Raw genomic sequence first — 26,857 nt, forward strand, 5'->3', positions numbered from 1 at the left:
CCCCAGCCGCTACGCGGCAGCCCCCCAAGGGGGCCGGGACCCGCCTTGGGGCGGCCCGGCGCCGGGTCCCGGGGGGCGATGCGGGCGGACCGGCGAAGCCGGATCCACCGCATCCTGGGCTTGAGGGGGGCGTGTCCTGATTCAATGTGTTGGTCTGCCCTGGAGGCTGATTGATGGCTACGGTGGTGCGGCTGTTGGCGGCGCTGTGGTGTGGGGCGCTCTGGACGATCGGGCTGCTGGTGGTGCCGCTGTTGTTTTCGCAGCTCGAGCCCATGCGCGCGGCGGCGACGGCGGGGTCGTTATTCCGGTTGCTGGCCTATGGCGGGCTGTTGATGGCCTTGCTGATGCTGCTGCTGGACCGGCTGGGGCGCGGGTTGCCGCTGGGAGCGGCGGGGCGCCGCACCGTGCTGGTCATGGCCGTGGGAGTGGGATTGGGGTATTTCGGCACCCGGCCCGTGATGGACTACGGACGGGCCTTGATCGCCGCCGGCCAGGCCGTACCCGCCTGGGCGGATTTCGGGACCTGGCACGGGGTGTCGAGCGTGCTTTACTTCTTGGTGGCGGTTCTGGGCTTGCGGCTGGTGGCGGTCGTGCGTTGACCGCCTTCGGCCGGGCGCGCGCGGGCGCCGGCGCGCAGCGACAGCGCGCTGCCCGCCCGCTTGGCTGCCGGCTTGCCCGACGCGGTCTTGCGGGCCGCGCCCAGCGTGGAGCTCAGGCCCGAGGGCCGGCGTGCCGGCGTGGTGCGCGCGGCGCCCCGGCGCGAACCGGTTTCCTCGTGGGTGGAAGGCCGCTGGCGCTTGTCCGTGCCCAGGTAGCGTTCCCGGGCGGTCATGGGGCCATCGTCGCGCTCGGCGCGGTCCTGACGTTCCGCGCGGGTGCGGGCCGGCGCCACGGGTTTGCCGGCCACCGCCAGTTTCTTGGGCAGGTGGGCTTCGTTGGCCTTGCGCGCGCCGGTACCCAGCGTGGATACGTCCGACTTGGGCTTGCGGGCGCCCAGCAGGTCGGCCGCGTCGGGATCGCGCTCGGTCGGGCGGTACAGGATGAAGACCTTGCCCAGGTGATGGACGGGCGCGCAGGAAAGTTCGCCGCAGATCTGGTAGAGCAGTTCGTCCCGCGTGGCGCGGTCTTCGCCGCCGGCGCGGACCTTGATCAGGCCGTGCGCCGAGAGGTTGCGGTCGATTTCCTGCAGGACGGCTTCGCTCAGGCCCTTGTCGCCGATGAGGACGACCGGTTTGAGCGGGTGGGCAGCGGCGCGAAGGGCGCTGCGCAGTGTCGAGTTGATGTCTAGGACTGGCATGACGAGATTGTACGGGAGCCGGGCCAACGGCGCGATGGCTAGAGGGAACAGGCCCTGGTCCGCAGTATGCTCCGGATAGCGCGGCAATGCCGCATTGATTTGAATCGATACCGACCCGGAAGACCGGGCAGATATGGCCAAGAACAAGTTTTCGAAGAACTGGTTGCACCAGCACATCAACGATCCCTATGTGAAGCTCGCGCAGCAGAAGGGATACCGTGCCCGGGCCGCCTTCAAGCTGACCGAGATCCTGGATACCGAGAAGCTCATGCGCCCGGGCGACGTGGTCATCGACCTCGGTTCGGCGCCCGGCAGCTGGTCCCAGGTCGCCCGCGAGCGCCTGGCCGGCCCGCAGGGTACGATACGGGGACGGATCATCGCGCTGGACCTGCTTCCCATGGAGCCCGTGGCCGGGGTGGAGTTCATCCAGGGCGATTTCCGCGAGGAAGAGGTGCTGCGCCAGCTCGAGGCCCTGCTGGGCAGCCAGCCGGTGGACCTTGTGATTTCCGACATGGCCCCCAATCTATCGGGGGTCGGTGCCGCGGACTCGGCGCGTATCCAGCATGTGTGCGATCTGGCACGGGAATTCTCGCAAGAGCACCTCAAGCCCGACGGGGCGCTGATCGTGAAGGCTTTTCACGGCAGCGGCTTTTCCCAGATCGTGCAGAGTTTCAAGCAGACTTTCCGCAGGGTGGTGGAACGCAAGCCCAAGGCGTCGCGGGACAAATCCTCCGAGACCTTTCTCGTGGGGGTAGGGCTGAAGAATCCCGGCGGCCGACAATAGTAGAATCGGACTTAGTGTCCGATCGGGCCGGGCATTTCCCGGCAGGTCGACCGATCGGCAATCAAGTAGGAGATCGACCTTGAACAATATGTTCTCCAAAGTCGCGGTCTGGATGGTGATCGCATTCGTCCTGTTTACGGTCTTCAAGCAGTTCGAGGGCCGTACCCGTCCGCAGGACACCGTGTCCTACTCCCAGTTCATGGAGGAGGCCAAGGCCGGGCGCATCCAGAAAGTGGATATCCAGGGCGACGTGCTGAGCGTCACGCCCAGCGACGGCCGTCCCTACAGCATCACGTCCCCCGGCGACCTCTGGCTGGTCAGCGACCTGATGAAGTACGGCGTCCAGGTGTCGGGCAAGGCCAAGGAAGAGCCCTCGCTCTTCATGAGCATTTTCGTCTCGTGGTTCCCGATGCTGCTGCTGATCGGCGTCTGGATATTCTTCATGCGCCAGATGCAGGGCGGCGGGCGCGGCGGCGCGTTCAACTTCGGCAAGTCGCGCGCGCGCATGCTGGACGAGAACTCCAACACCGTCACCTTCGCCGACGTCGCGGGCTGCGACGAGGCCAAGGAAGACGTCCAGGAACTGGTCGACTTCCTGCGCGACCCCTCGAAATTCCAGAAGCTGGGCGGCCGCATTCCGCGCGGCGTGCTGATGGTGGGCTCGCCGGGTACCGGCAAGACCCTGCTGGCGCGCGCCATCGCCGGCGAGGCCAAGGTGCCTTTCTTCAGCATCTCGGGTTCGGACTTCGTCGAGATGTTCGTGGGCGTGGGCGCGGCCCGCGTGCGCGACATGTTCGAGAACGCCAAGAAACATGCCCCCTGCATCATCTTCATCGATGAAATCGACGCGGTCGGCCGCCAGCGCGGCGCCGGCCTGGGCGGCGGCAACGACGAGCGCGAACAGACCCTGAACCAGATGCTGGTGGAAATGGACGGTTTCGAGACCGGCCAGGGCATCATCGTGATCGCCGCCACCAACCGGCCCGACGTGCTCGACCCCGCGCTGCTGCGTCCGGGCCGCTTCGACCGCCAGGTCGTGGTGCCGCTGCCCGACATCCGCGGCCGCGAGCAGATCCTGAAGGTCCACATGCGCAAGGTGCCGGTGTCGTCCGACGTCGACGCGACCATCCTGGCCCGTGGCACGCCCGGCTTCTCGGGCGCCGACCTGGCCAACCTCGTGAACGAGGCCGCGCTGTTCGCCGCCCGCCGCAGCGGCCGCACGGTGGACATGCTGGACTTCGAGAAGGCCAAGGACAAGATCATCATGGGGGCCGAGCGCCGCTCCATCGTCATGCCCGAGGAAGAGCGCCGCAACACCGCCTATCACGAGTCCGGCCACGCCATCGTCGCCAAGATGCTGCCCAAGACCGATCCGGTGCACAAGGTCACGATCATCCCGCGTGGCCGCGCGCTGGGCGTGACCATGCAGTTGCCCGAGGGCGACCGCTACAGCATGGACAAGGACCGCATGCTGAACACCATCGCGGTGCTGTTCGGCGGCCGTATCGCTGAAGAAGTGTTCATGAATCAGATGACCACCGGCGCCTCGAACGACTTCGAGCGGGCGACCCAGATCGCGCGCGACATGGTCACCCGCTACGGCATGACCGACTCGCTGGGCCCCATGGTCTATGCCGAGAACGAAGGCGAGGTGTTCCTGGGCCGCAGCATCACCAAGACGACCCAGGTGTCCGAGGCGACCATGCAGAAGGTCGACGGCGAGATCCGCCGCATCATCGACGAGCAGTACGCGGTGGCGCGCAAGATCCTGGAGGACAACCGCGACAAGGTCGAGGTCATGACCAAGGCGCTGCTCGAATGGGAAACCATCGACGCCGACCAGATCAACGACATCGTCGACGGACGTCCGCCGCGGCCGCCCAAGGCCTCGGATTCGGCCGGCGCGCCGCCCAACACGCCGCCCAGCACCGGCGGTGTCGCGCAGAACGCAACGGCTCCGGCGTAGGGGCCCCCCCTACGCGCTTCGGGCGCCCCCCAGGGGGCGATGCGGGTGGACCGGCGGAGCCGGATCCACCGCATCCTGGGGTACCAACTGGCTGGTGGAGGGCGGCGTTTTTGCCGCCCTTTGTTGTTTTTGAGTGAAGGTGGGTATGCGGGATTCCGTGTCGGCTCATTCTGGTTCTGTGCTTCAGTGCGGTCGCTTTTCTCTTGAATTTTCCCGGCCGCTGGTCATGGGGATCATCAACGTCACGCCTGATTCGTTTTCCGATGGCGGGAAGAATCTGGCGTTGGACGCGGGGATCGCGCATGCGCGGCAGTTGGTCGCGGAAGGGGCCGACATGCTGGATATTGGGGGCGAGTCGACGCGGCCGGGGGCGGCGCCGGTGGCGCTGGAGGCCGAGCTGGCGCGATTGTTGCCGTTGATCGAGGCGCTGCGGGAGTGCGGGGTGCCGTTGTCGGTGGATACCTTCAAGCCGGCGGTGATGCGGGCGGTACTGGATGCCGGCGCCGACATGATCAACGACATCTACGGTTTCCGGCAGCCGGGCGCCATCGAGGCGGTGGCGCGGGGCGCGAGCGGCTTGTGCCTGATGCACATGCAGGGCGAGCCGCGCACCATGCAGCAGGCGCCGGCCTACGGCGACGTGGTCGGCGACGTGACGGCTTTCCTGCGCCAGCAGGCGCAGCGCCTGCTGGCCGCGGGCGTGGCGCGCCAGCGGATCTGCCTGGATCCGGGGTTCGGTTTTGGCAAGACCACCGCCCACAACTACCAGCTCATGCGTAGTTTGCCCAGTATCGGCTCGCTGGGATATCCGCTACTAATCGGGGTGTCCCGCAAGACCATGATCGGGGCGGTGACCGGCAAGCCCGTGGGGGAACGGGTGGCCGGCAGCGTCGCGGCGGCACTGGCCGCGGTGGACCGCGGGGCGGCCATCGTCCGTGTCCATGACGTCGCGGCCACGGTGGACGCCCTGAAGGTCTGGCAAGCGGTGCGGGCCTGGGACGAATGATGGCCGCGCGCTTCCCGCGCGGACAAGAACAACAAGCAGGGGGCCATCCAAGATGGTTGGACGACGCAAGTATTTCGGTACCGACGGCATTCGGGGCAAGGTCGGTTCAAAGGTCATCAATGCGGAATTCGCGCTGCGCCTGGGCTATGCCGCGGGACGCGTCCTGACGGCGGAGCATCGCGACGGAGGGCGGCCGGTCGTCCTGATCGGGAAGGACACGCGCATCTCCGGCTACATGCTGGAATCGGCGCTCGAGGCGGGGCTGTCCGCGGCGGGCATCGACGTCCTCCTGGCCGGGCCCATGCCCACGCCGGCCATCGCCTACCTGACCCGGGCGCTGCGCCTGTCGGCCGGCATCGTGATCAGCGCCTCGCACAATCCCTATTTCGACAATGGCATCAAGTTCTTCTCGGCCACCGGCATGAAGCTGGCCGACGAAGTGGAGCTGCGCATCGAGGCCGAGCTGGGCGAACCGGTCGGGTGCGTGTCCTCCGGCAAGCTGGGGCGCGCCAAGCGCCTGACGGATGCCGCGGGGCGCTACATCGAGTTCTGCAAGAGCGGTTTTCCCAACGATCTCGACCTGACGGACATGCAACTGGTGATCGACGCCGCCCATGGCGCGGCCTACCACGTGGCGCCCGCCGTGTTCGAGGAACTGGGCGCCACCGTGACCTGCATAGGCTGCGCGCCCAACGGGATGAACATCAACGACGGCGTCGGCGCCACGCACCTGGATGCGCTGGCCGAGGCGGTGCAGGCGCAGAAGGCCGGCCTGGGCATCGCGCTGGACGGCGACGCCGATCGCGTGCTGATGGTCGATGGCGACGGCAGACGCTACAACGGCGACGAACTGCTGTATGCCATCGTGACGGACCGCCTGCTGGCCGGGCCGGTGGCGGGCGTGGTCGGCACGCAGATGACCAACCTTGCCTTCGAACACCGGATGCGCGACCTGAACGTGCCGTTCGCGCGGGCCGCCGTGGGCGACCGCTACGTGCTGGCGATGCTGCGCAAGAAGGGCTGGCTGTATGGCGGCGAAAGCTCCGGCCATGTGCTTTGCCTGGATCGCCATACGACGGGGGACGGCACCATGGCCGCGCTCCAGGTGCTGGCGGCGATGCGCCGACAGGGCAAGTCGCTGGCCCAGTTGCTGGAACCGCTGCGGCTGTATCCTCAGAAACTGGTCAACGTGCCGCTCGCGCCGGGCGTGGATTGGCACGAGCATGCCGGCCTGGCCCAGGCCAGGGAAGAGGTCGAGCGGCGGCTGGACGGGCAGGGGCGGGTGCTGATCCGCGCCTCGGGCACCGAGCCCAAGCTGCGCCTGATGGTCGAGGCGGCCGACGAAGCGCTGGTCGACGACTGCCTGGCCCTCCTGTCCGCCAGCCTGGCCTAGCTTCGGCGGCGCCGCGCCCCTGTCAAGCCTCAGTCATGCCCCGCGGGCACAATCGGGAACTTCGATTATGACCATGCAAGCATCGTCCATGAACCTGATCCTCTGGCGGCACGCCGAGGCCGAAGACGGCCCGAACGACCTGCAGCGCGCCTTGACGCGGCGCGGGCACAAGCAGGCCGAGGCCGTCGCCGCGTGGCTTCGGGCCCATGCCCCTTCCGACCTGATGGTCATGGCCAGCCCCGCGGTGCGCACGCGCCAGACCGCCGATGCCCTGGGCTGCGACTACACCGTCGTGCCGGACCTGGCGCCCGAGGCCTCGCCGGCCCACGTCCTGGCTGCCACCGGCTGGCCCCTGTCGCCGCGATCGGTGCTGGTCGTGGGCCACCAGCCGACGCTGGGCCGCGTGGCCAGTACCCTGCTGGCCGGCGAAGACCTGCCCTGGAGCCTGAAGAAGGGCGGCCTGTGGTGGCTGGCCCGCCGCCAGCGCGACGAGGACTTCCAGGTCGTCATCCGCGCCGTCATCAATCCCGAGTTCGTCTAGGGAGGGGAATCCCACCCCCTACCCGCTTGCGCGGGCCCCCTCAAGGGGGCGAAACCGGCGGACTGGCAAAGCCAGATCCGCGGTTTCCTGGGCCTAGGGAAACCATCTTGGACTGAAGCACGGTTGCTACCGCTGGCTGCCAGCGATAGCACCGGTGCCACCCCCCAAGAAACAGGTACTAGACCCAGGATGCGGTGGATCCGGCTCTGCCGGTCCACCCGCATCGCCCCCTGGGGGGCGCGCGAAGCGCGTAGGGGGGGACTCCATTCGTAAGCAGGCGTTTCCGGTGGGCCACGGGTATGCGGGCCACGGGTATCGTTTGATTCATGGTACCGTCATGATTCTGTCAATGACGTGAAACGCTAAGCACCGACACTCGACTTACCTGTCAAGGAGTGTGCATATGCTCGAATTCACCCGCATCGAAGCGCGTCGCGGCCTGGCCGACGAACTTCATGGCGGTGTCCAGACCCCCGGCCTGGTCGTGGGGTTGGCGCGTTCCTGGGAAGAAGTCCGGCAAGCCCAGCGCCTGCGTTACGAGGTGTTCACCGAAGACATGGGGGCCGTGTTCCCGACCGCCATCGACGGCATCGACGAGGACCGATTCGATGCCTGGTGCGAACACCTCATCGTGCGCGAACTGGATACCGGCCGGGTCGTGGGCACCTACCGCATCCTCGGGCCCGACCAGGCCCGCCACGCCGGCGGCTACTACTCCGAATCCGAGTTCGACCTGTCTGGCCTGGGGGCCATCCGCAGCGAACTGGTCGAATTCGGACGCTCCTGCACCCACCGCGACTACCGCAGCGGAGCCGTCATCATGCTGCTGTGGTCGGGGCTGGCGGAGTTCCTGCGCCGTACCGGCAAACGCTATGTGTTCGGCTGCGCCAGCGTCAGCCTGCGCGACGACGGCGCGACCGCGGCGGGGGTGTACCGCTCGGTGGCGGCCGACATCGAACAGGCCCGCGACCTGCGCGTGCAGCCGCTGCACCGGCTGCCCGTCGAGCGCCTGGACTGCAATCTGCCGACCCGCGTACCGCCGCTGATCAAGGGCTACCTGAAAGTGGGCGCACGCGTATGCGGCGAGCCGGCCTGGGATGCCGACTTCAACACGGCCGATTTCCCCATGCTGCTGTCCATCGACGCGCTGGACGATCGCTATCGTCGGCACTTCGGGCTGGAATCCCAGGTCTCGAGGCGTTCGTGAGGTCCGCGGTGTCGCGTGGCCGCCGCCTGGCGGCGGCGTTCCCGCGCCCGTCGGCAACGCGGCGCAGGCGCTTGCGGTTGACGCGGCGGCTGCGCCGCACCGGAGTGAAGGTATTGCGCCGGCTGACCCGGCGCCTGCGTTCAGAGCTCAAGCAGCTCGAACGTGAATCCCACCTTGCGCCATTCTGATTCCTCGGCGCGCAGGGTGAAGTCGGTCAGCGGGTGGGCACTCATCCAGGCCGCGTCAGTCTTGACGATGATGGACGATCCCTTGACCGACACCTTGACGGGCGGCGCGGTGATGTCCTCGCGCCGCCGGTAGAGGATGGCCGCCAGGCGCAGGCACAGGATGGCGATCCATTGTTCGTGGTGGTTGACCAGGTGCTGGAGCTTGGCCAGCTTGCCCTGATGGCCTAGCGCCAGGAGCGCGAGCAGGGCCTGGTCCTGGCGCGAGAAGCCCGGCATGTCGGCGTGTTCCAGGATGTAGGCCGAGTGCCGGTGATAGGTGTTGTGGGCGATGGACAGGCCGATCTCATGCAGCTCGGCGGCCCAGCCCAGCACCCGGGTCAATTCCTGGTGTTCGTCGGCGGGCATGGGCACCAGCTGCTTGAACAGCTCCAGCGCCGTCTGCCGCACGCGCGTCGCCTGGGCGCGGTCCACCTTGTAGCGGCTCATGAACTGGCGCACCGTGTCGTCGCGTTTGTCCAGCGAGGCGTCGCGGCCGGCCAGGTCGTACAGCACGCCCACGCGCAGCGCGCCGTCGGCCGTGCGCATCACGTCCAGGCCCAGTTCGTCGAAAATCGCGCTCATGATGGCCAGGCCGCCCGGCAGCACCGAGATGCGGTCGGGCTTGATGCCCGCCAGTTGCGCGCGTTCGACCGTGCCCGCCTTGATCAGTTTGTCCTTGAGCTTGTCCATGCCGCGCCGGGTGATGCCCGACTCCGAGAAGCCGGACTCGGTCAGGATCGCGCCCAGCGCCTTGCTCGTCCCCGACGAGCCGTAGGCTTCCTGCCATCCGGCCTTGCGATACTGCTTGGCGATAACCTCGATCTCGCGGCGGGCGGCCATTTCGGCCTGCTTCATGGCATGGGCGTCGATGATGCCGTCGGGGAAGTAGGCACGGCTGAAGCTTACGCAACCCATGTACAGCGATTCCATCAGCTCGGGCTCGAAGCGCCGGCCGACGATGAACTCGGTCGAGCCGCCGCCGATATCGACCACCAGCCGCTTGGCCGGCGAGGGGGGCAGCGAGTGCGAAACGCCGGAGAAGATCAGGCGCGCTTCCTCGCGGCCGGCGATGACCTCGATGGGAAAGCCCAGGGCTTCTTCCGCCAGGGGCAGGAATTCGCTGACGTTGCGCGCCACGCGGAATGTATTGGTGGCCACCGCCCGCACGCGTTCCGGATGGAAGCTGCGCAGGCGCTCGCCGAAGCGGCTCAGTACCTGCAGGGCGAAATCGGTGGTCGAGCTGTCCAGCGTCTTGTCCGCCTGCAGGCCGGCGGCCAGCCGCACGGTTTCCTTGAGCCGGTCGACCGGGTAGATCTGGATGGTTCCGCCTTCGTCGACCACGCGGCCGATGACCAGACGAAAACTGTTGGAGCCAAGATCGACGGCGGCGAGCAATTGATTCATGGAATGGAAAGTTGAGATGCGAACTGCAAGAATAAGGCGCTTCAATGACAGAATGGTTGCACTGTCATAAGGTAGTCATCATTTTGACGCAAAAATAGCCCTCTCAGCTTCGTCCCCCATTTTTGCGGATATCCCATGGTTGCCAGATTGCCTGCCAAAGACCTGTTCCTGAATCGCGAGCTTGCCTTGCTCAAGTTCAACGAACGGGTCCTGGCCCTGGCCGAGGACGACCGGGCGCCCCTGCTCGAACGGTTGCGCTTCCTGTGCATCGTGGCTTCCAACCTGGACGAGTTCTTCGAGATCCGTGTGGCCAGCCTGCACGAGCAGGTGCGGCAGAATCCCGGCGCGCGCGGGCTGGACGGCCGGACCCCGGCCGAGGTCGTGCAGCGCGTGTCCGAGGCCGCGCACGCCCTGGTCGAGCGCCAGTACGCTTTGCTCAATCGCGAGGTGCTGCCGCGCCTGCAGGCCGAGGGCATCGTGCTGCACATGGCGCAGAGCTGGACGCCGGCGCAGCGCGCGTGGGCGCACGAGGTGTTCCGGCTGGACGTCATGCCGCTTCTGACGCCCATCGGGCTCGATCCGGCGCATCCGTTCCCGCGCGTGTTCAACAAGAGCCTGAACTTCGCCGTCCAGTTGTCGGGCCGCGATGCCTTCGGCCGCAATGCCGCCATCGCCATCGTGCAGGCGCCGCGCGCGCTGCCGCGCCTGACCCAGATGCCGCCCGAGCTGTCCGGCCACCCGCATGGCTACGTCATGCTGACCTCGTTCATGCAGGCGTTCGTGGGCGACCTGTTCCCCGGCATGACGGTGGACGGCTGCTACCAGTGGCGCCTGACGCGCAACAGCGACCTGTTCGTCGACGACGAGGAAATCACCAACCTGCGCCAGGCCCTGCAAGGGGAACTGACCCAGCGGCACTTCGGCGACGGCGTCCGGCTGGAATTGGCCGACTCCAGCCCGCCGGAACTCGAGAGCTTCCTGCTCAAGGAGTTCTCGCTCACGCCGGCCGACGCCTATCGGGTGGACGGCCCGGTCAACCTGGCGCGGCTGATGCAGCTGGTAAACGGCATCAACCGGCCGGAACTGAAGTTTCCGCCGTTCCGCGCGGCCCTGCCGGCGCCGTTCGACCGCAGCAATCTGACGCCCGACGAGCTCTTCAAGGCCATTGCCGCGCAGGACCGGCTGCTGCATCATCCCTACCAGTCGTTCCAGCCCGTCATCGATTTCCTGACCGCGGCGGCGGCCGATCCCAGCGTGGTCGCCATCAAGCAGACCATCTACCGCACCGGCGAGGATTCCGAGCTGATGCGCCTCCTGCTGGCGGCGGCGCGCTCGGGCAAGGAAGTGACCGTGGTGGTGGAACTGATGGCCCGCTTCGACGAGCAGACCAATATCAACTGGGCGGCGCGGCTGGAAGAGGTGGGCGCGCACGTGGTCTACGGCGTGGTGGGCCACAAGACCCACGCCAAGATGGCCCTGGTGCTGCGCCACGAGCGCGGCCGCATCCGTCGCTATGGACACCTGGGGACCGGCAACTACCATCCCAGCACGGCGCGCCTGTACACCGATTTCGGCCTGTTCACCGCTGACGCGCGCATGTGCGAGGACATGGAGCAGATATTCTCGCAACTGACCGGACTGGGCGCGCGCCGCCACCTGAAATGCCTGCTGCAGGCGCCGTTCTCGCTGCACGAGACCATGGTGGCGCTGGTCCGCCGCGAGGCGCGCCACGCGCGCGCGGGCAAGCCGGCGCGGATCATGGCCAAGATGAACTCGCTGCTGGAACCCTCGGTGATCGAGGAACTGTACAAGGCCAGCCGCGCGGGCGTGCGCATCGACCTGGTGGTGCGGGGCGTGTGCACCTTGCGCGCCGGGGTGCCGGGGCTGTCGGACAACATCACCGTGCGGTCCATCGTCGGCCGCTTCCTCGAACACTCGCGGGTGTTCTACTTCCTGAACGGCGGCCAGGAGATGGTCTACCTGGCCTCGGCCGACTGGATGGACCGGAATTTCTTCCGCCGCGTCGAAGTCGCCTTCCCCATCTTCGATCCGGCCTTGAAGAAGCGGGTGATCGACGAATCCTTCACCTTCGCGCTGCGCGACAACCAACTGGCCTGGCAGCAGCAGCCCTCGGGAGACTACGTCCGGGTGCGGTCGCGCCGCCGGCCGTTCAACCTCCATGCGCATCTGATGAAGGCGCTGGGCGGCTTCGACGAAACCGCCGGTTAGTTCCGGCGCGTCCGCAGCAGCGCTGGCGTGAGCACCAGCGTGGCCAGCGCCAGTCCGACACCCACCATGAAGCTGCCGCCATAGCCCGCCAGCGCGGCAAGGGCCATCAGCGACGAGGACGCGGCCATCTCGCCCAGGTCGCGCATGCTCTGCACTGCTGTCATGTCGGTGCCGGCCTGGTCACGCGCATGGGCGAAGCGCATGGCGGCGGTCATCATCGCGACGGATGCGCTGCCGGCCCCGAAGCTGGTCAGCAGCGTCGCCAGCCAGACCGCGTACGCGGGCAGGGCGGGCGAGGTCCACGCCAGCACGGTCCAGACGGCTGCCGCCACGCCCGCCGAGGCGATGCCGGCGAAGAACACCGGCCAGGTGCCCAGCCGCGACACCAGCCAGGCCCCGCCGCCGCATCCAAGAACAATGGTGACGGCGCCGCCGACCATGCCGACCTGGCCGATCTTCCCGAGCGCCCAGCCGGCATCGACCAGCAGCAGTTTGGACAGTCCGTGGCACGCGACCACGGTCACGGCGGACAGGAAGGCCGCGGCGATCAGCGCCCAGGCGTGCCGCCCCGAGCGCAGGAAGCGCCACAGGCTGGCTTGCCGTGGGCGCAGCCATTGTTCGGGCGGCGGCGCGGGTTCGCGCCAGGCCGCGACCATCGCCAGGCTGAACGCGATGGGCAGGGCCAGGAGCAGCAGCGCGCCGGTCAGGCCGACGCGCGCATAGGCCATCAGGAACACCGGGCCACCGTAGAAGAAGCCGATCATGGTGCCGGCGACCTGGACCGCGTTGGCGGTGCCGAGCGCGCGGGTTGCGAACCGTTCGGCGACCAGGCCGTCCGTGGCGATGTCCTGTGTGGCGCTGGCCAGCGACGCCGCCACCGAGAGCGTCAGCAGATAGGGCAGGGTGGCCTGCGTGACCCCGATCGCCATGACGCCAAGCAGCAGGGCCAGGACCAGCCCCTGCATGGGCAGGATCCAGCTGCGCCGGCGTCCCAGGCGAGGCGACCAATGATTGTCCACGACCGGGGCCCAGCCGCATTTCAGCACCCAGGGCAGGCTCACCAGGGGAAGATAGGCCAGGGCGCCGAGGCTGGCGCCCTGGCCGCGCAGGATGGCCGGCAGCGCTTCCATCGCGAGGCCGAAGGGGATGCCCTGGGAAGCGTACAGGCAGGCGATCATGGGCCATTGCAGCAGCGTGGCGCCGCGCCGTGCCGTCGAGGTGGGGGAAAGGGAGGGCATGTCAGTCTTCCTGGTCGTGAGGGCGGTGCAGGCGGTGTTCGCTGTCGGTGGCGGGGGTGACGAACATCAGGCGGCCCGGCTGGTGTACCTCCAGCCGGTGCCACCACCCCTGGGGAACGACGAGCGATTCCCCGGCGGCGACCTTCAGTTCGCGTTCGTCGCCCGCGTCCGCGGCCAGGACGACGCGCAACGATCCTTCCAGCAGCGTCAGGATCTCGTCGCCGCGCGGATGTCGTTCCCAGTGGTTGCCGTGGACCGATGCGGTGTCGGTGATGGGCTTGATGCCCATGATCCAGCCGGCCCGAGGCAGGCCATCCCGCTGGAACGGCATCAGGTGGACGGTTGCGTCGGCCTGGAGGACTGCCAGCGAGGAGGACAGCGCGAAGAGCCGGGGCAGGCGCGAGGCGTCGCCGGCGGGGGTGGGAAGTTTGTGTCGGGTCATGATGGATGACGAAAGGAAAAACGGGCGAGCCGCCACGACAGGGCGCCCGCCAGGATCAGCAGGAGGTCGAAGGCCAGTGCCGGCAGTTCAGCGGCCAGCGGGCGGCCGACCTGGCGCGCCAGGCTGGCGAGGGCCGCCAGCCAGAGCAGCAGGCCTGCAAGCCGCAGCGCGGCCGTGGCGCGCCGGCTGCCGTGTCCCGGCCAGGCGAAGCCGGCGGCCGCCGCCAGCCAGGAGCCCCAGAAGGCCCACACTTGCAGCGCGGGCCGGGCCGGCAGGGTGTCCGGCGTCAGGCTGGTGACCGCCAGGAGGACGCAGCATGAAAGCGTCAGCCCCAGGCAGACGCCTTGTGTTGCCCGCCGCGGCCAGGCCAGCGGACGCTGCGGCGTGGCTCGCCGCCGCAGCCAGAGCCAGGTGCCGGAGGCGGCCAGCAGCGCGGCGGCCAGACCGCCGGCCGCGTGCAGCCAGCGGCTGGCCGAGCCGCTGTATTGCGCGAAGTGCAGGGGCTGGATGGCGATGAACGCCTGGGTCCAGGGGCCGCGTTGCGCCGCGCTGTCGTGGCGCAGCAGCGCGCCGTCGCGCAGGCGGTAGTGGAAGCGCTCGAATACGCCGGTGCTCAACTGGCCGGCGCCATGGCCGCGCAGGGTGGCGTAGGCCTGCGCATCGCCCCAATGCCGGATGGCGATGCTCTCCACCTGGAACCTGGGGTGGGCCTGCCGGTGGCGGTCGACCAGGGCGTTCAGGCCGTGCATGGCGGCGGGCTGCCCCAGGGCCGGGAAGGCCGCGTTGTCCATCAGCGCCTGCAGGGCCTGGCGCGGGTCGTTGGGGAAGGCGTGCGGCGCCAGGTTGACGGTCGCCAATGCACCCACGCCCGAGAAGATGCCCGTTACCGCGATCAGCAGCAGGAGCGGCGAAAGCCAGAGTCCCAGCAGCTTGTGGGCGTCGAGCGCCAGCGTCCGCGTGTCCGCGCCGATGCGCAGCCGCAGCAGTCCCGAGGCCTGGCGGGGATGGTTGGCCACGCCGCCCACGACCATGAAGGCCAGCGCGAAGCCGAACAGGCTCACGACCACCCGCCCGGGAAAGCCCGCGTGTAAGGTGTTGTGCAGCGTGACCAGCAGGTCCGTCGCGCCGCCGTGGGGAGCGGGCATGGGGCTGGCGTCGTCGGCGCGCAGAAGCAACGGGGATGGGCCGGCAGCCGGCCCGCCGCCGGCGGGAGCCACGATGGCATGGCGCCGCAGGCCGTCCGGCAACTGGATCGTCAAGGAAGCGGCATTGCCGAATCGTGCCCGGCCCGCATGCAGCAGGGCGTCCAGGTCGAGGCGCGGGACGAGGGCCTTTCGCTCGGATGGCATTTCCCAGTAGCGGACTTCCTGCTTGAGCACGGCGAATACACCGGTCAGGCAGACAACGAACAGCACGAGGCCGACGATCATGCCGGCCCAGGCGTGCGTGACGGCCACGGCGCGGCGCATGGGCAGGGCTGCGCGCGTGCCCGGAAGCAGGCTGCCGCCCAGCAGCAGCAACTGCGCCAGCACGCCGATGAACATGCCGGCATACAGCCTGTCCAGCGCGTCGTCCAGCGGTGCCCAGCGCGCGATGGCGATCGCCAGTCCGATGGCGGCCGCCGGGGCGGCCAGGACGGCCAGGACGGTGCGCAGGGGCCAGTGCGGAGCCGGCACCCTAGTACTCCACGCGCAGCGTCAGCGCCACGCTGCGGGGGTCGCCGTAGCGGTTGTTCCAACTGGTGCCGGACAGACTCTGGTAGTAGCGCCTGTCGAACAGGTTGTTGACGTGCAGCGCCGCGCTCATGTGTTTGTTGATGCGGTAGCCGATCCGCAGGCTGGCCAGGGCATAGCCGCCCTGGCGCAGGGTTACGCCGCCGGACTGCACGGTGTAGGCGCTTTGCGCCTGGATGCCCACGCCCGCGCTGAGCCGGCCGTCGTTCCCGGGCAGCACGGTGTTCGCCCAGAGCCTGAAGATGTGCTTGGGCGTGAAGCGGGCGAAGGGCTGCCCCTGCGACTGGGCGTCCTTCAGGTACTCCGTGGCGTTGTAGGTATAGCCCAGCGACAGGTCCAGCCCCGGCATGACCTGGCCGTTCACTTCCGCCTCGATCCCGCGGCTCTCGACCTCGCCGCCGGCGACGTAGTAGCAGGCCGACCCCGCGCAAGGATGTGCGGGGTCGGCCTGTGCGCGGTTGCGCTGCCGGATGTTGAAGAGGGCCAGGCTGGCATCCAGCCGCCCGTCCAGCAGGCCGCCCTTGATGCCGATCTCCCGGTTGCTTCCCTGGACCGGGTCGAGCATGCCGCCTTCCCACGTGGTCTGGGTCTGGGGCTGGAAGACCTGCGCGTAGCTGGCGTAGAGCGCCCACCGCTGCGCGATGTCCAGCACCAGGCCGCCATAGGGCGTGAACTCGCTGCTGAGCCGGGAACTGGCGGAAGAGGTGTCCTGCTTCCAGCGGCTCACCCGCCCTCCCAAGATGAGTTTCAGGGGGTCGGCCAGCGAGAACCGGCCCATCGCATAGATGCCCGACTGGACCATGCGCGTCGGACCGCGCGACGTGTAGGGACCGACCGCTGGTTCGGGCACGCTGCGCGGATCCCATTTCCATACATCCACCGGCATGCCGATCGGTGTCAGGAAACTGGCGGAGAACTGCTCGGTGCTGGTGCGCAGGTGGTTGACCCCGATCAGTGCCTCGTGCCTGCGGCCGAACAGCGTGAACGGGCCATTCAGATAGCCGTCGGCGCTGGTCTGTCGGTTCTCGAATTCATAGGCGCCGCCCGTCAGGCGCGGACCGGTGCCCGTCGCGGGATCGACCGCGCCATTGGCGCCGGCATATTTCAGGTCGACCTCGCCCGTCAGGTGGTTGACGTTGAGCTTGGCCGTCCAGCCGTTGTCGAACGCATGTTCCAGGCCGGCGAACAGCCGCGTGTTGTCCCAGTTGAAGCGGTCCCAGGCGACATCCAGATAGGTCGAGCGCGGCAGGCCGATGTCGCCGCCGTCGCGGTAGAAGGGCACCCCGGCCATGTTGGTGATGGAGCGGATGCGCTGGTGATGGACGCCCAAGGAAAGCACGGTGTCGGGGCCGAGGTCGAGTTCGGCCGTGCCGTACAGGTTGGTGGATTTCTGGCCCGCCACGTCGTAGAAGAAATCGCGGTCCTCGTGGCTGGCGACCATCCTTGCGCGCAGGCTGCCGCTTTCGTTCACCGGGCCGCCCACGTCCGCCTCGGCGCGGTAGCGGTTCCAACTGCCGGCGGTCAGCGCGCCGCGCGCGCCGAACTGCCGCGGCGCCCGTTTGGGGACGAGGTTGACGGTGGCGGCCGGGTTGCCCGTGCCCTGGAGCAGGCCGTTGGCGCCGCGCAGGATCTCCACCCGTTCGTACATGCCCATGTCCTCCGGCGCGCCGGCCGTCTGGCCCATGAGCACGGGTACGCCGTCCTGCTGGAAGGAGTCGATCTTGAAGCCCCGGGCGTAGTAACCCGTGGTGAGTTGCTGATAGGGCTGGACGGTGATCCCGGGTGCCTGCTGCAGCACTTCTTCCAGCGTCTGCAGGTTCTGCTGCTGCATGCGCTCGCGGTCGATGACCGTGACCGACTGCGGCGTTTCCCTGGCGGACTGCGACGTCTTGAGCAGTGACGACGGCGTGTCCGCGCCGCCCGTGACGGTGACCGCGGGCAGCGTGCTGGCCGGCGGCTCGGGGGCGGCCTGGGCATGGGCACTCGCGCCCAGCAGCAGGATGGCCGAGGCGAGGGCGGTGCGGGCCAGGCCGGGGTGGAAGGCGCCCTGGCGGGCATGAAATGGCTTGCGGGTATCCACGAAGACCCTCTCCCTTTTTTTGAATTGAGAATCAATCTCATCAATTCTAGGAAGGGAGACGGGTACGAATTGGCGATTGCCGGTATCAATCTGGCGGTCGGGCGTATCCGGCTAGGCTAGCGGCGAAGTCCGCGCGGCGCGAGGCCGAAGCGTTTCTGGAAAGCCTTGGAGAAGTGCGAGTCGCTGTAGCCGGCGGCGGACGCGGCCTGGGCCACGGTGCACCGGCCGGCGGCCAGCATGCGATAGGCGAGTTCGAGGCGCTGGTCGCGCACGAACTGATAGACGCTGCAGCCGAACAGGGCCCGGAACCCGCGCGTGAGCGTCGTCACGTTCAAGCCGACCTGGCGCCCCAGGGCCGCCAGGCCAGGCGGTTCGGAAAGCTGCTCGAGCAGTCGCGCGCGAGCCTCGTGCAGTGCGTCGAGCTGGCGCGGCGACAGCTTGAGCGCATCGGCCTGGGATGGTTCGGCGGCGGGCGCGAGTTCCAGGCCGGCCAGCACGGTAGCGGTCAATTCCAGGGCCTTGCCGGCCAGGTAGAGGTCGCGCAGGTTCCCGCGCAGGGGGCAGGCCAGCAATTGCCGGCCCAGGGCCTGCAGGATCCGGTTGGCCTGCTGGTCGAGGAAGAACGGGGCATCGGCACCGTTGCGCTGGCGGGCATGCCGGCCTATGTCGAGGTCCAGGCCTTGCTGCAGCGCTTCCTCGGGCATGCGCACGGCCACGTAGCGTAGCGGCGAGGCGGCATGGAAGGCATGGCTGACCGTGAACGGGCTGCGGCTCAGACTGAGGTGGACCGCAGGGCCCTTCAAGCCCACCTGCCGGTGTTTTTGCATCGAGTAACGCAGTTCCCCGCCCAGCAGCAGGACCAGCTTCAATCCGGCTTCATTCTGCTCGGTAATGGCCTGGTCGTGATCCGCGCGCAATATACCGCCGCTGATGGACAGCGAGGCGGTCATCGCGGGGACATGCCATTGTTCGGGCATCGGGGCGGATATCATGGATTTGAATGAGAATCGTTCCTGATTCTACATGCTCGCTCCATGACCGTCATGTGTTCTGTCATGGTCATGTCATATTTGCTACGTAATCTGACGCCGTCGTGAGCTTTACCTCCCACAAAAGCAGAGGACCTGCAAATGTTCAAACTCGTATTCAAGCAAGTTTCGGTGGGCGTCGTGCTGGGCGTTGCCGCGTTGTCCGCGCACGCCGCCGATATCACCGGTGCCGGCGCGTCGTTCCCTTACCCCATCTACGCCAAGTGGGCCTCGGATTACAAGGCCGCCACGGGCAACACCGTGAACTACCAGTCCATCGGTTCGGGCGGCGGCCAGAAGCAGATCATCGCCAAGACCGTGGATTTCGGCGCTTCGGATGATCCCATGAGCGGCGCCGACCTGGAAAAGAACGGCCTGGTGCAGTTCCCCGCCGTGATCGGCGGCATCGTTCCCGTCGTCAACCTGCAAGGCATCCAGCCCGGCCAACTGAAGTTCACCGGCGCGCTGCTGGCCGACATCTACCTGGGCAAGGTCAAGAAGTGGAACGACGAGGCCATCGCCAAGCTGAATCCCGGCGTGAACCTGCCCGCCGCCGACATTATCGTCGTCCACCGTTCGGACGGTTCGGGCACGACCTTCGGCTGGACCAACTACCTGTCCAAGGTTTCCGCCGACTGGAAGTCGTCCGTGGGTGAAGGCAAGGCCGTCAAGTGGCCCGCCGGCCAGGGTGGCAAGGGCAACGAAGGCGTCGCCAACTACGTCAAGCAGTTCGCCGGCGCCATCGGCTACGTCGAATACGCCTACGCCAAGCAGAACAAGCTGTCGCACGGCCAGGTCCAGAACAAGGACGGCAAGTTCGTTCAGCCGGAAGAGGCCGCCTTCGCCGCCGCCGCCGCGAACGCCGACTGGAAGAGCGCGCCGGGCATGGGCGTGATCCTGAACAACGAGCCGGGCGACAAGAGCTGGCCCATCACCAGCGCCACCTTCATCCTGATGCACAAGGCGCAGGACAAGCCGACGCAAGGCGCCGAAGTCCTGAAGTTCTTCGACTGGGCCTTCAAGAACGGCAAGAAATCGGCTTCCGAGCTGGACTACGTGGCGCTGCCCGACGCGGTAACGACGCAGATCCGCTCGCTGTGGAAGTCCGACATCAAGGACACCAGCGGCAAGTCGCTGTACTGATCCGCCGAGGTGCCATAGTGGCGTGAAACGGGGCCGGGCGGAGTCGTCCGCCCCGTTTTTCGCGTTTCCAGGCCCTCTGGCTCGACCTGTCTCCCTTTCCGGAAACCCCCATGAGCGCGGTCCTTGATAACATTTCGGGCGAGATTCGAGGAAATTCTTCCTCCGAGCCGACTACTACCGGGAATACGCCCCCGATGAAGAAAAACCGTAACGCGGCCATGGACGCGTTGTTCAAGAACCTGACCCGGTTCTTCGCCTTTGCCGTGCTGAGCCTGCTGGCCGCCATCCTGGTGTCGCTGGTCGTGGGCAGCCAGATCACGCTCGAGAAGTACGGCATCTCGTTCCTGTGGTCCTCGGAATGGGACCCGGTCAACAATGAATACGGCGCGCTGGTGCCCATCGTCGGCACGCTCGTCACCTCGGCCATCGCGCTGCTGATCGCGGTGCCGGTGTCGTTCGGCATCGCGCTGTTCCTGACCGAGCTGTCGCCCACCTGGCTGCGCCGGCCGCTGGGCACGGCGGTCGAAATGCTGGCGGCCATTCCCTCCATCATCTACGGCATGTGGGGCCTGTTCATTTTCGCTCCGCTGTTCAAGGAATACGTGCAGCCCTTCCTGATCGCCACGCTGGGCAACATCCCGGGCGCGGGCATCCTGTTCCAGGGGCCGGCCTTCGGCATAGGCGTATTCACCGCCGGCATCATCCTGGCCGTGATGATCATCCCCTTCATCACCGCCGTGATGCGCGACGTGTTCGAGCTCGTGCCGGCCATGCTGAAGGAATCGGCCTACGGGCTGGGCGCGACCACCTGGGAGGTCGTCTCCCGCGTGGTGCTGCCGTTCACCAAGGTCGGCGCCGTGGGCGGCATCATGCTGGGGCTGGGCCGCGCGCTGGGCGAGACCATGGCCGTCACCTTCGTCATCGGCAACGCCTACCGGCTGTCCGGCTCGCTGTTCGCGCCGGGCAACTCGATCGCCTCGTCGCTGGCCAACGAGTTCGCCGAGGCCTCCGACGACGTGCACCTGTCGGCGCTGATCGAGTTGGGCCTGATCCTTTTCCTCATCACCACCATCGTGCTCGCCTGCTCGAAGCTTCTGCTGCTGCGCCTGGCGAAGAGCGAAGGCGCCCGGTCCTAAGGAGCCGCGATGTCCGTCATCACCATGCAGAACACGGTCTACCGCCGCCGCCGGCTGACCAACAAGGTCATGCTGACCCTGTCGGCGGTCGCCCTGGTGTTCGGTCTTTTCTGGCTGTTCTGGATCATCCTGACGCTGCTGTCCAAGGGCGCCGCGGCGATCTCGCCCGCGCTGTTCACCGAGATCACGCCGCCTCCCGGACAGAGCGGGGGGCTGCTCAACGCGCTGGTGGGCAGCATCATGATGGCCGGCATGGGCACGCTGATCGGCACGCCCATCGGCATCCTGGCCGGCACCTACCTGGCCGAATACGGCCAGCGCGGCTGGCTGGCCCCGGCCACGCGCTTCATCAACGACGTGCTGCTGTCGGCGCCGTCGATCGTGATCGGCCTGTTCATCTACACCGTGTTCGTCGCGCGCATCCAGCACTTCTCGGGCTGGGCGGGCACGCTGGCCCTGGCCGTGATCGTGATCCCGGTCGTGGTCCGCACCACCGACGACATGCTCAAGCTGGTGCCCAACAGCCTGCGCGAGGCCTGCATCGCGCTGGGCTGCCCGCACTGGAAGATGATCACCATGGTGTGCTATCGCGCCGCGCGCTCGGGCATCGTCACCGGCATCCTGCTGGCCGTGGCCCGCATCGCCGGCGAGACCGCGCCGCTGCTGTTCACCGCGCTGAACAACCAGTTTCTGTCGTTCAACATGAACGCCCCCATGGCCAACCTGCCCGTCACGATCTTCCAGTTCGCGATGAGCCCCTTCGCCGACTGGCAGCGCCTGGCCTGGGCCGGCGCGACGCTGATCACGCTGCTGGTCCTGGCCATCAACATCATTGCTCGCATCATGTTCCGCAAACAGGCCGCCTGACGCCCGCGACAAATCGGACACGCCATGGAAAACATCGCCAACATTTCGAATCCCAAGCTGGAAGTCAAGAACCTGAACTTCTACTACGGGAAATTCCACGCCCTGCGCAACGTCAGCATGCAGATCCCCGAGAAGCAGGTCACGGCCTTCATCGGCCCGTCGGGTTGCGGCAAGTCGACGCTGCTGCGCACCTTCAACCGCATGTTCGAGCTGTATCCCGAACAGCGGGCCGAAGGCCAGATCAACATGGACGGCGAGAACCTGCTGACCTCGAAGATGGACATCTCGCTGATCCGCGCCAAGGTCGGCATGGTGTTCCAGAAGCCCACCCCGTTCCCGATGAGCATCTACGACAACATCGCCTTCGGCGTGCGCCTGTTCGAGAACCTGAGCAAGGGCGAGATGGACGAGCGCGTGGAATGGGCGCTGACCAAGGCCGCGCTGTGGGAAGAGGCCAAGAACAAGCTGCACCAGAGCGGCCACAGCCTGTCGGGCGGGCAGCAGCAGCGCCTGTGCATCGCGCGCGGCATCGCGATCAAGCCCGAGGTCCTGCTGCTGGACGAACCCTGCTCCGCGCTGGACCCGATCTCCACGGCCAAGATCGAGGAACTGATCGCCGAACTGAAGAACGACTACACGGTGGTCATCGTCACCCACAACATGCAGCAGGCGGCGCGCTGTTCCGACTACACTGCCTACATGTACCTGGGTGAACTGGTCGAGTTCGGCGTGACGGACCAGATCTTCATCAAGCCGACCAAGAAGGCGACGGAAGACTACATCACCGGCCGCTTCGGCTGAGTCTTCCCGCATACGCGCCGGCATCCGGACACGGTGCCGGTCGCGCTGGCAGGGCGGTGGGGTACATTCGGGAAAAGGAATGTACAAGAAACTCATCGTCCTGATTGCCGCCCTGGCCGGCCTCCTTGGCGTCCTGAACGCCTACGCGCAATATTCCGTCCCGGCCGTCCCCAACCCGAAGAGCCAGGGCAGCGACCACTACGTCAGCGACCCCGACGGCCACCTGAGCGGCGATACCGTCGCGAAGCTGGACGCGATCAGTGCCGGCATCGAACGGAACAACGGCAGCGAGTTCGCCATCGTGGTCGTGGGCGACTACCAGGGGGCCAGCGATTTCAGCTTCGCGCTGGATCTGTTCAACCACTGGGGCGTCGGCAAGCAGGGCAGCGACAACGGCCTGCTGCTGTTCCTGGGCATGGACCGGCGGGAGTATCGCTTCATCAGCGGCTACGGGCTGGAAGGCATCTTTCCCGATGCCCTGCTCAAGCAGATCGGCGAGACCTACCTGGTTCCCTACCTGAAGCTCGGCAATACCGACATGGCCGTGCTGGCCGCCGCGAAGGCGATCGAAAGCGTGTTCCTGTCGCCCGATCATGCCCTGGAGCTGGCGAACCTCGAGGCGTATCAGCCCACCTTCTGGAACCGCCACGCCGCGGCGCTGGAGCGGGCAGCCTGGGTGCTGGCGATATTCGCCGCCGGTTTCGGCTGGATCAGCCTGGCGCGCAGGCGCGTCCTGAAGAAATTCGGCATCAAGCGCACGCGCTACCGGGGCCATGCCTTCTGGTTCGCCCTGTTCACCTTCCTGCTGCTCCTGTTCCTGAGCCTGTTCGCATTCGTGATCCTGGACGTCGTGGAGCGCGTGTACCGGGTCGACAACCTGCCATACTTCCTGGCCGCGTTCGGAACCTTCGTGCTCCTGTTCCATTACTCCGGGTCGGCGCAGTTCCTCAAGAAAAGCACCAAGGATCCGAAAACCGGCCTGGACATGAGCGTCGCGTTCACGCGCCTGACCCTGCTGCCGCTGCTGCTCTCGCCCCTGTCCTACAAGGCCTACTACGATCTTGGAAGGAACAGGAAGCGTGCCCGCCTGCGGGATACCCCGCCGGACGGCACGGGGAAGTGGTCCCGCTTGAACCGCGATGCGCTCAAGCCCGCGAAACTCGATGCGTATCTGAGCCGGCAGCAGCTGGCGGAAGAAAAGCTGGGCGCCAAGTCCTACGAGATCTGGCTGAACGAGGAAACCGGCCGTACGCACATCGCGGCGTTCGACGGCGAGAAGATCGCGAAATACGAGGTGTGTCCGAAATGCCATGGACAGACCCTGGCCCCTCCCGCCATCAAGGTCCGCCAGCGGGCCACACAGACCTCGACCGGGGTGGGCGAACGCATGCGGACGTGTGCCTTCTGCAACCACGCCGTATCGCTGGGCATGGTGACGCTGGCCGCACTGGCCAGCCGCAGCAGCTCCGGTTCCGGTTCGGGAGGCGGGGGCGGGAGTTCCGGGGGCGGCAGCTCGGGAAGCAGTTTCGGGGGTGGGTCCAGCGGAGGCGGCGGCGCGGGCGGCCGGTGGTAGCGATGGGGATGCGCACTGGTAGGGGAGGCCGGTCGCGCATGGCTGACTAGGTCGGCGAAACCTGCGCCCAGACCGTATCGAACTCCTCGGCAAACGCGCGTTCCACTACCGACATCGGCCGGTAGCGGTTACGCAGGATACTTACCGACAGGGTCTCGGGTGATCGGAACGGCCGCACTTCCAGGCCCTCCAGCTGACCACCCGAAACGCCCGCGAGATCCACCACCGCGATACCGACTCCGGCCTGCGCAAACCAGCAGGCGGTGGCAGAACTGCCGCATTCGAAGTCGATGTGCATGCGGGCGGCCGCAGCCCCGAAGGCCCGGCGCAGCGTCTGCCCGAACGGCGTGCTCTCGGGAGATGCGATGATGCGCTCGCCCGCCAGATCGGCGGGTTTGATGGATTTGCGTTTCGCCAGGGGATGGTCGGCCCGCATGATGCAGGCGAGTCCGCAACGGTAGCCTTTCAAGACTTCCAGGTTCGGGTGCTCGTGAGCCTCGAGGGCGACCCCCAGGTTGAACGAACGCTCCAGCAGCAACTGGTTGACGAGCTCGGGCGACGTCACCTGCAACCGGCATTTCAGGTGCGGATACCGCATGTACAAGCGCGCGATGGTACGCGACACCAGGAATTGCGCGACGTTGGACGTACACGTCAGTTTGAGCACGGCACGTGTCGGTTGCGCCAGCTGCTGCGTCATGTCGCGGACTTTCTCGACCCTGTCCCACAAGCCAGTGACTTCGTCATAGAGCTGCTGGGCCTCTGGCGTGGGTATCAGCCGGCCCCGCACGTTCTCGAACAGCACCAGGCCGCTGGACCGCGCGGCTTGCGCCAGTACCTTGCTGATCGCCGGCGGCGAGACGTGCAGCAACTGCGCCGCGCTGTTGACGCCGCCCGTCAGCATCACGGCCCGGAAGACCTCCATCTGGCGTAAGTTCATGGTGGCTCCATCCCGCCGCTGGGTATTAACCCGTGGTTAACAGTGACGATTTTCTTTTCAATTGCCGGGCCGCGCGCTCGAGAAAATAATCGCATCAACCACTGTTAACCGCAACGCCTCGGCGCTGCGGAATTCTGGAAATAAAACCCGTCATGCTTACCTCCGTCAAATCGCCCGCCTTGCTTACTGTCCATAATCCGGTCGGCTACGCGCCCAGGATCCACCGCAAGCAACCGGCGCCGCGCCCGGCGAGCCTGGACGGCAGAACTGTTTATTTGATCGACAGCAAGTTTGACGATTCCGTCGAACTGCTCAAGCAAGTGCAGGCGTGGTTTGCCGCCCGGATGCCAGGCGTGCGCACCGAACTGCGCCAGATGTCCAGCTACTACGGCAAGGACGACCCTCAGCTTTGGAGTGAGATCCGGGAAAAGGGCCACGCCGCCATCATTGGCGTGGGCCATTGCAGCACATGCACGCCAGCGGTTGCGACCCATGCGATTACGCTGGAGACGCAATATGGCGTCCCCACCGTGGCCATCTACACGGACATGTTCGTGAAGATCGCGCAGTCGGTCGCGCGCATGGGAGGGCTGATCCAGTCGCCGATGGTCTTCGTGCCGCAGCCGGTGATGGGCAAGAGCGAATCCGAACTGCGCGCCTACGTCGAAGGCAAGGATCCCTATACCGGCCGACCCGTGATGCAGGAGATCGTCGAGGGCCTCACGCGCGGCCTTGCTGCCAGCGAAGCGGGCGACGAGCCCTATGCACGCGATGCGCCGCGGTTCGAGCAGCCGGACGCCGAGGAAAACCTGCACGCGCTGTTCGAACGCAACGGATGGACCGACCACCTGCCCATCGTGCTGCCCACGCAAGAGCGCGTGGCGGCCATGCTGGCGGGCACCCGCCGCGGGCCCGACGAGGTGGTGGGGCGCATGCAGCCCACGGCCAATCGCGGCCTATGGGAATATACGGTCGAGAAGGTCGCCGTCAACGCCGTGATGGCCGGCGCCCGGCCCGAGTATTTCCCGGTCATCCTGGCTCTGGCTTCCACCGGGGTGTCGGCTCGCGGCAGCACGTCGAGCTCCGCTTCGGTAATGAGCGTGGTCAACGGTCCGGTGCGCCACGAGATCGGCATGAACTGCGGCATCGGCGCCATGGGGCCCTACAACCATGCCAACGCGACCATTGGCCGAGCGTACGGGCTGCTGTCACAGAACCTGCAGGGCGGTTCGGTGCCGGGTGAGACCTTCATGGGGTCGCTGGGCAACAACTACACCTACAACGGCATCACCTTCGCGGAGAACGAGGAGCGCAGCCCGTGGCAGCCGCTGCACGTGGACAAGGGCTTCGACCGGGGCGCCAGCACCGTGACGGTGTTCCACGGGTGCCGTTCGACCACCTTCAGTCTGGGCCTGCGCAAGACCTACTGGAAGGAGCACGTCAAGGACATGCTTCTGGGCACGGATTCGATTACCGGGCCGGTGTTGCTGCTCGATCCGATTACCGCGCAGCAGTTCATCGACCGTGGCGGCTTCGATACCAAGGCCAAGCTGGTGCGCTGGCTGCACGAGGCCGCCGAGATGCCGGCCGGCCGCTACTGGGACCTGCAACTGGTGCAGAACTACGTCTATTCCAAGGCCACGTTCGGAGAGTCCGAATCCCCCAAGGCTCGCTACGTGGGTCTGCCCGACGACGCGCCGGTGCGCATTTTCGAGGAGCACGACATCCATGTGGTCGTGGTCGGCGGCGAGGCCAACGGCTACTGGCAGATGATGGGCGCGTTGCATCGCGCGACCGTCTCGGTGGACGACTGGCGCTAGGA

Annotated in this window: 22 protein-coding genes; 14 read left to right on the plus strand and 8 right to left on the minus strand. The window is 67.1% G+C overall.

The window, feature by feature from the left end:
- The first annotated feature begins 173 nt into the window (after positions 1–173).
- Positions 174–599 carry a DUF4149 domain-containing protein gene (locus tag WKR98_RS22740; RefSeq protein ID WP_124690440.1) on the plus strand — a complete coding sequence of 142 codons (426 nt, stop codon included), beginning with the start codon at positions 174–176 and terminating at the stop codon, positions 597–599.
- Here the strand turns inward: WKR98_RS22740 and WKR98_RS22745 are convergent.
- Positions 548–1,297, minus strand: a complete 750-nt coding sequence (locus WKR98_RS22745) for a YhbY family RNA-binding protein (protein WP_124690439.1) — start codon at positions 1,295–1,297, stop codon at positions 548–550. The genes WKR98_RS22740 and WKR98_RS22745 overlap by 52 nt on opposite strands.
- A gap of 133 nt (positions 1,298–1,430) precedes the next feature.
- Between WKR98_RS22745 and WKR98_RS22750 the strand changes: the two genes are divergently transcribed.
- The 6 genes from WKR98_RS22750 (at position 1,431) to WKR98_RS22775 (ending at position 8,194) form a co-directional block, all read left to right on the plus strand.
- On the plus strand, positions 1,431–2,081 hold the full coding sequence (locus WKR98_RS22750; RefSeq protein ID WP_124690438.1) for an RlmE family RNA methyltransferase: 651 nt from the start codon (positions 1,431–1,433) through the stop codon (positions 2,079–2,081).
- A 79-nt stretch (positions 2,082–2,160) separates the two neighbouring features.
- Positions 2,161–4,047 carry an ATP-dependent zinc metalloprotease FtsH gene (gene ftsH / locus WKR98_RS22755; protein WP_124690437.1) on the plus strand — a complete coding sequence of 629 codons (1,887 nt, stop codon included), beginning with the start codon at positions 2,161–2,163 and terminating at the stop codon, positions 4,045–4,047.
- A gap of 145 nt (positions 4,048–4,192) precedes the next feature.
- Positions 4,193–5,053: a dihydropteroate synthase gene (folP, locus tag WKR98_RS22760; RefSeq protein WP_341434747.1), complete on the plus strand. Its 861-nt coding sequence runs from the start codon at positions 4,193–4,195 to the stop codon at positions 5,051–5,053.
- A gap of 52 nt (positions 5,054–5,105) precedes the next feature.
- On the plus strand, positions 5,106–6,446 hold the full coding sequence (gene glmM / locus WKR98_RS22765; RefSeq protein ID WP_124690435.1) for a phosphoglucosamine mutase: 1,341 nt from the start codon (positions 5,106–5,108) through the stop codon (positions 6,444–6,446).
- A gap of 88 nt (positions 6,447–6,534) precedes the next feature.
- On the plus strand, positions 6,535–6,987 hold the full coding sequence (locus WKR98_RS22770) for a SixA phosphatase family protein (RefSeq protein WP_124692434.1): 453 nt from the start codon (positions 6,535–6,537) through the stop codon (positions 6,985–6,987).
- A gap of 403 nt (positions 6,988–7,390) precedes the next feature.
- The gene (locus tag WKR98_RS22775; protein ID WP_124690434.1) at positions 7,391–8,194 is read left to right on the plus strand and encodes a GNAT family N-acetyltransferase; all 804 of its coding nucleotides are present in this window, start codon (positions 7,391–7,393) and stop codon (positions 8,192–8,194) included.
- 140 nt (positions 8,195–8,334) lie between these two features.
- Here WKR98_RS22775 and ppx read toward each other — a convergent pair whose 3' ends face one another.
- Positions 8,335–9,825 carry an exopolyphosphatase gene (gene ppx / locus WKR98_RS22780; RefSeq protein ID WP_341434748.1) on the minus strand — a complete coding sequence of 497 codons (1,491 nt, stop codon included), beginning with the start codon at positions 9,823–9,825 and terminating at the stop codon, positions 8,335–8,337.
- Positions 9,826–9,960: 135 nt separating this feature from the next.
- Between ppx and ppk1 the strand changes: the two genes are divergently transcribed.
- Positions 9,961–12,054 (plus strand): polyphosphate kinase 1, encoded by a 2,094-nt coding sequence (gene ppk1 / locus WKR98_RS22785; protein ID WP_124690432.1) that lies wholly within the window; start codon positions 9,961–9,963, stop codon positions 12,052–12,054.
- On the opposite strand, the gene WKR98_RS22790 is transcribed toward ppk1, so the two are convergent.
- From WKR98_RS22790 to WKR98_RS22810, 5 genes are all read right to left on the minus strand, one after another.
- Complete coding sequence (locus WKR98_RS22790) at positions 12,051–13,232, minus strand: RhtX/FptX family siderophore transporter (protein ID WP_370283053.1); 1,182 nt, start codon at positions 13,230–13,232, stop codon at positions 12,051–12,053. The two genes, ppk1 and WKR98_RS22790, sit on opposite strands and share 4 nt — an antisense overlap.
- A 61-nt stretch (positions 13,233–13,293) precedes the next feature.
- Positions 13,294–13,734 carry a cupin domain-containing protein gene (locus WKR98_RS22795; protein WP_124690430.1) on the minus strand — a complete coding sequence of 147 codons (441 nt, stop codon included), beginning with the start codon at positions 13,732–13,734 and terminating at the stop codon, positions 13,294–13,296.
- The gene (locus tag WKR98_RS22800; RefSeq protein WP_341434749.1) at positions 13,731–15,410 is read right to left on the minus strand and encodes a PepSY-associated TM helix domain-containing protein; all 1,680 of its coding nucleotides are present in this window, start codon (positions 15,408–15,410) and stop codon (positions 13,731–13,733) included. The genes WKR98_RS22795 and WKR98_RS22800 overlap by 4 nt, the downstream gene beginning before the upstream one ends.
- 1 nt (position 15,411) lies before the next feature.
- Positions 15,412–17,547, minus strand: coding sequence for a TonB-dependent siderophore receptor (locus WKR98_RS22805; protein WP_238160099.1), 2,136 nt, complete (start codon positions 17,545–17,547; stop codon positions 15,412–15,414).
- A 116-nt stretch (positions 17,548–17,663) separates the two neighbouring features.
- Positions 17,664–18,524 (minus strand): helix-turn-helix domain-containing protein, encoded by an 861-nt coding sequence (locus WKR98_RS22810; protein ID WP_161567874.1) that lies wholly within the window; start codon positions 18,522–18,524, stop codon positions 17,664–17,666.
- Positions 18,525–18,677: 153 nt separating this feature from the next.
- On the opposite strand from WKR98_RS22810, the gene pstS reads away from it, so the two are divergent.
- The 5 genes from pstS to WKR98_RS22835 all read left to right on the plus strand — a co-directional run bounded on the left by pstS (position 18,678) and on the right by WKR98_RS22835 (position 24,095).
- Positions 18,678–19,718 (plus strand): phosphate ABC transporter substrate-binding protein PstS, encoded by a 1,041-nt coding sequence (gene pstS, locus WKR98_RS22815; protein ID WP_124690427.1) that lies wholly within the window; start codon positions 18,678–18,680, stop codon positions 19,716–19,718.
- A 110-nt stretch (positions 19,719–19,828) separates the two neighbouring features.
- Entirely contained in the window at positions 19,829–20,854 is a 1,026-nt protein-coding gene (gene pstC, locus WKR98_RS22820; RefSeq protein WP_124690426.1) for a phosphate ABC transporter permease subunit PstC, read from the plus strand.
- A gap of 9 nt (positions 20,855–20,863) precedes the next feature.
- Positions 20,864–21,721, plus strand: coding sequence for a phosphate ABC transporter permease PstA (gene pstA / locus WKR98_RS22825; RefSeq protein WP_238160097.1), 858 nt, complete (start codon positions 20,864–20,866; stop codon positions 21,719–21,721).
- Positions 21,722–21,745: 24 nt separating this feature from the next.
- On the plus strand, positions 21,746–22,522 hold the full coding sequence (gene pstB / locus WKR98_RS22830) for a phosphate ABC transporter ATP-binding protein PstB (RefSeq protein ID WP_124690425.1): 777 nt from the start codon (positions 21,746–21,748) through the stop codon (positions 22,520–22,522).
- A gap of 79 nt (positions 22,523–22,601) precedes the next feature.
- A complete protein-coding gene (locus tag WKR98_RS22835) occupies positions 22,602–24,095 on the plus strand; it encodes a TPM domain-containing protein (RefSeq protein WP_341434750.1) in 1,494 nt (497 codons plus the stop codon).
- A gap of 46 nt (positions 24,096–24,141) precedes the next feature.
- Here WKR98_RS22835 and WKR98_RS22840 read toward each other — a convergent pair whose 3' ends face one another.
- Positions 24,142–25,035, minus strand: a complete 894-nt coding sequence (locus WKR98_RS22840; RefSeq protein ID WP_124690424.1) for a LysR family transcriptional regulator — start codon at positions 25,033–25,035, stop codon at positions 24,142–24,144.
- Positions 25,036–25,187: 152 nt separating this feature from the next.
- Between WKR98_RS22840 and WKR98_RS22845 the strand changes: the two genes are divergently transcribed.
- Positions 25,188–26,855 (plus strand): UGSC family (seleno)protein, encoded by a 1,668-nt coding sequence (locus WKR98_RS22845; RefSeq protein ID WP_341434751.1) that lies wholly within the window; start codon positions 25,188–25,190, stop codon positions 26,853–26,855.
- Positions 26,856–26,857 lie beyond the last annotated feature (2 nt).

This window comes from Pigmentiphaga sp. YJ18, assembly GCF_038066655.1.
Lineage (GTDB): Bacteria > Pseudomonadota > Gammaproteobacteria > Burkholderiales > Burkholderiaceae_B > Pigmentiphaga.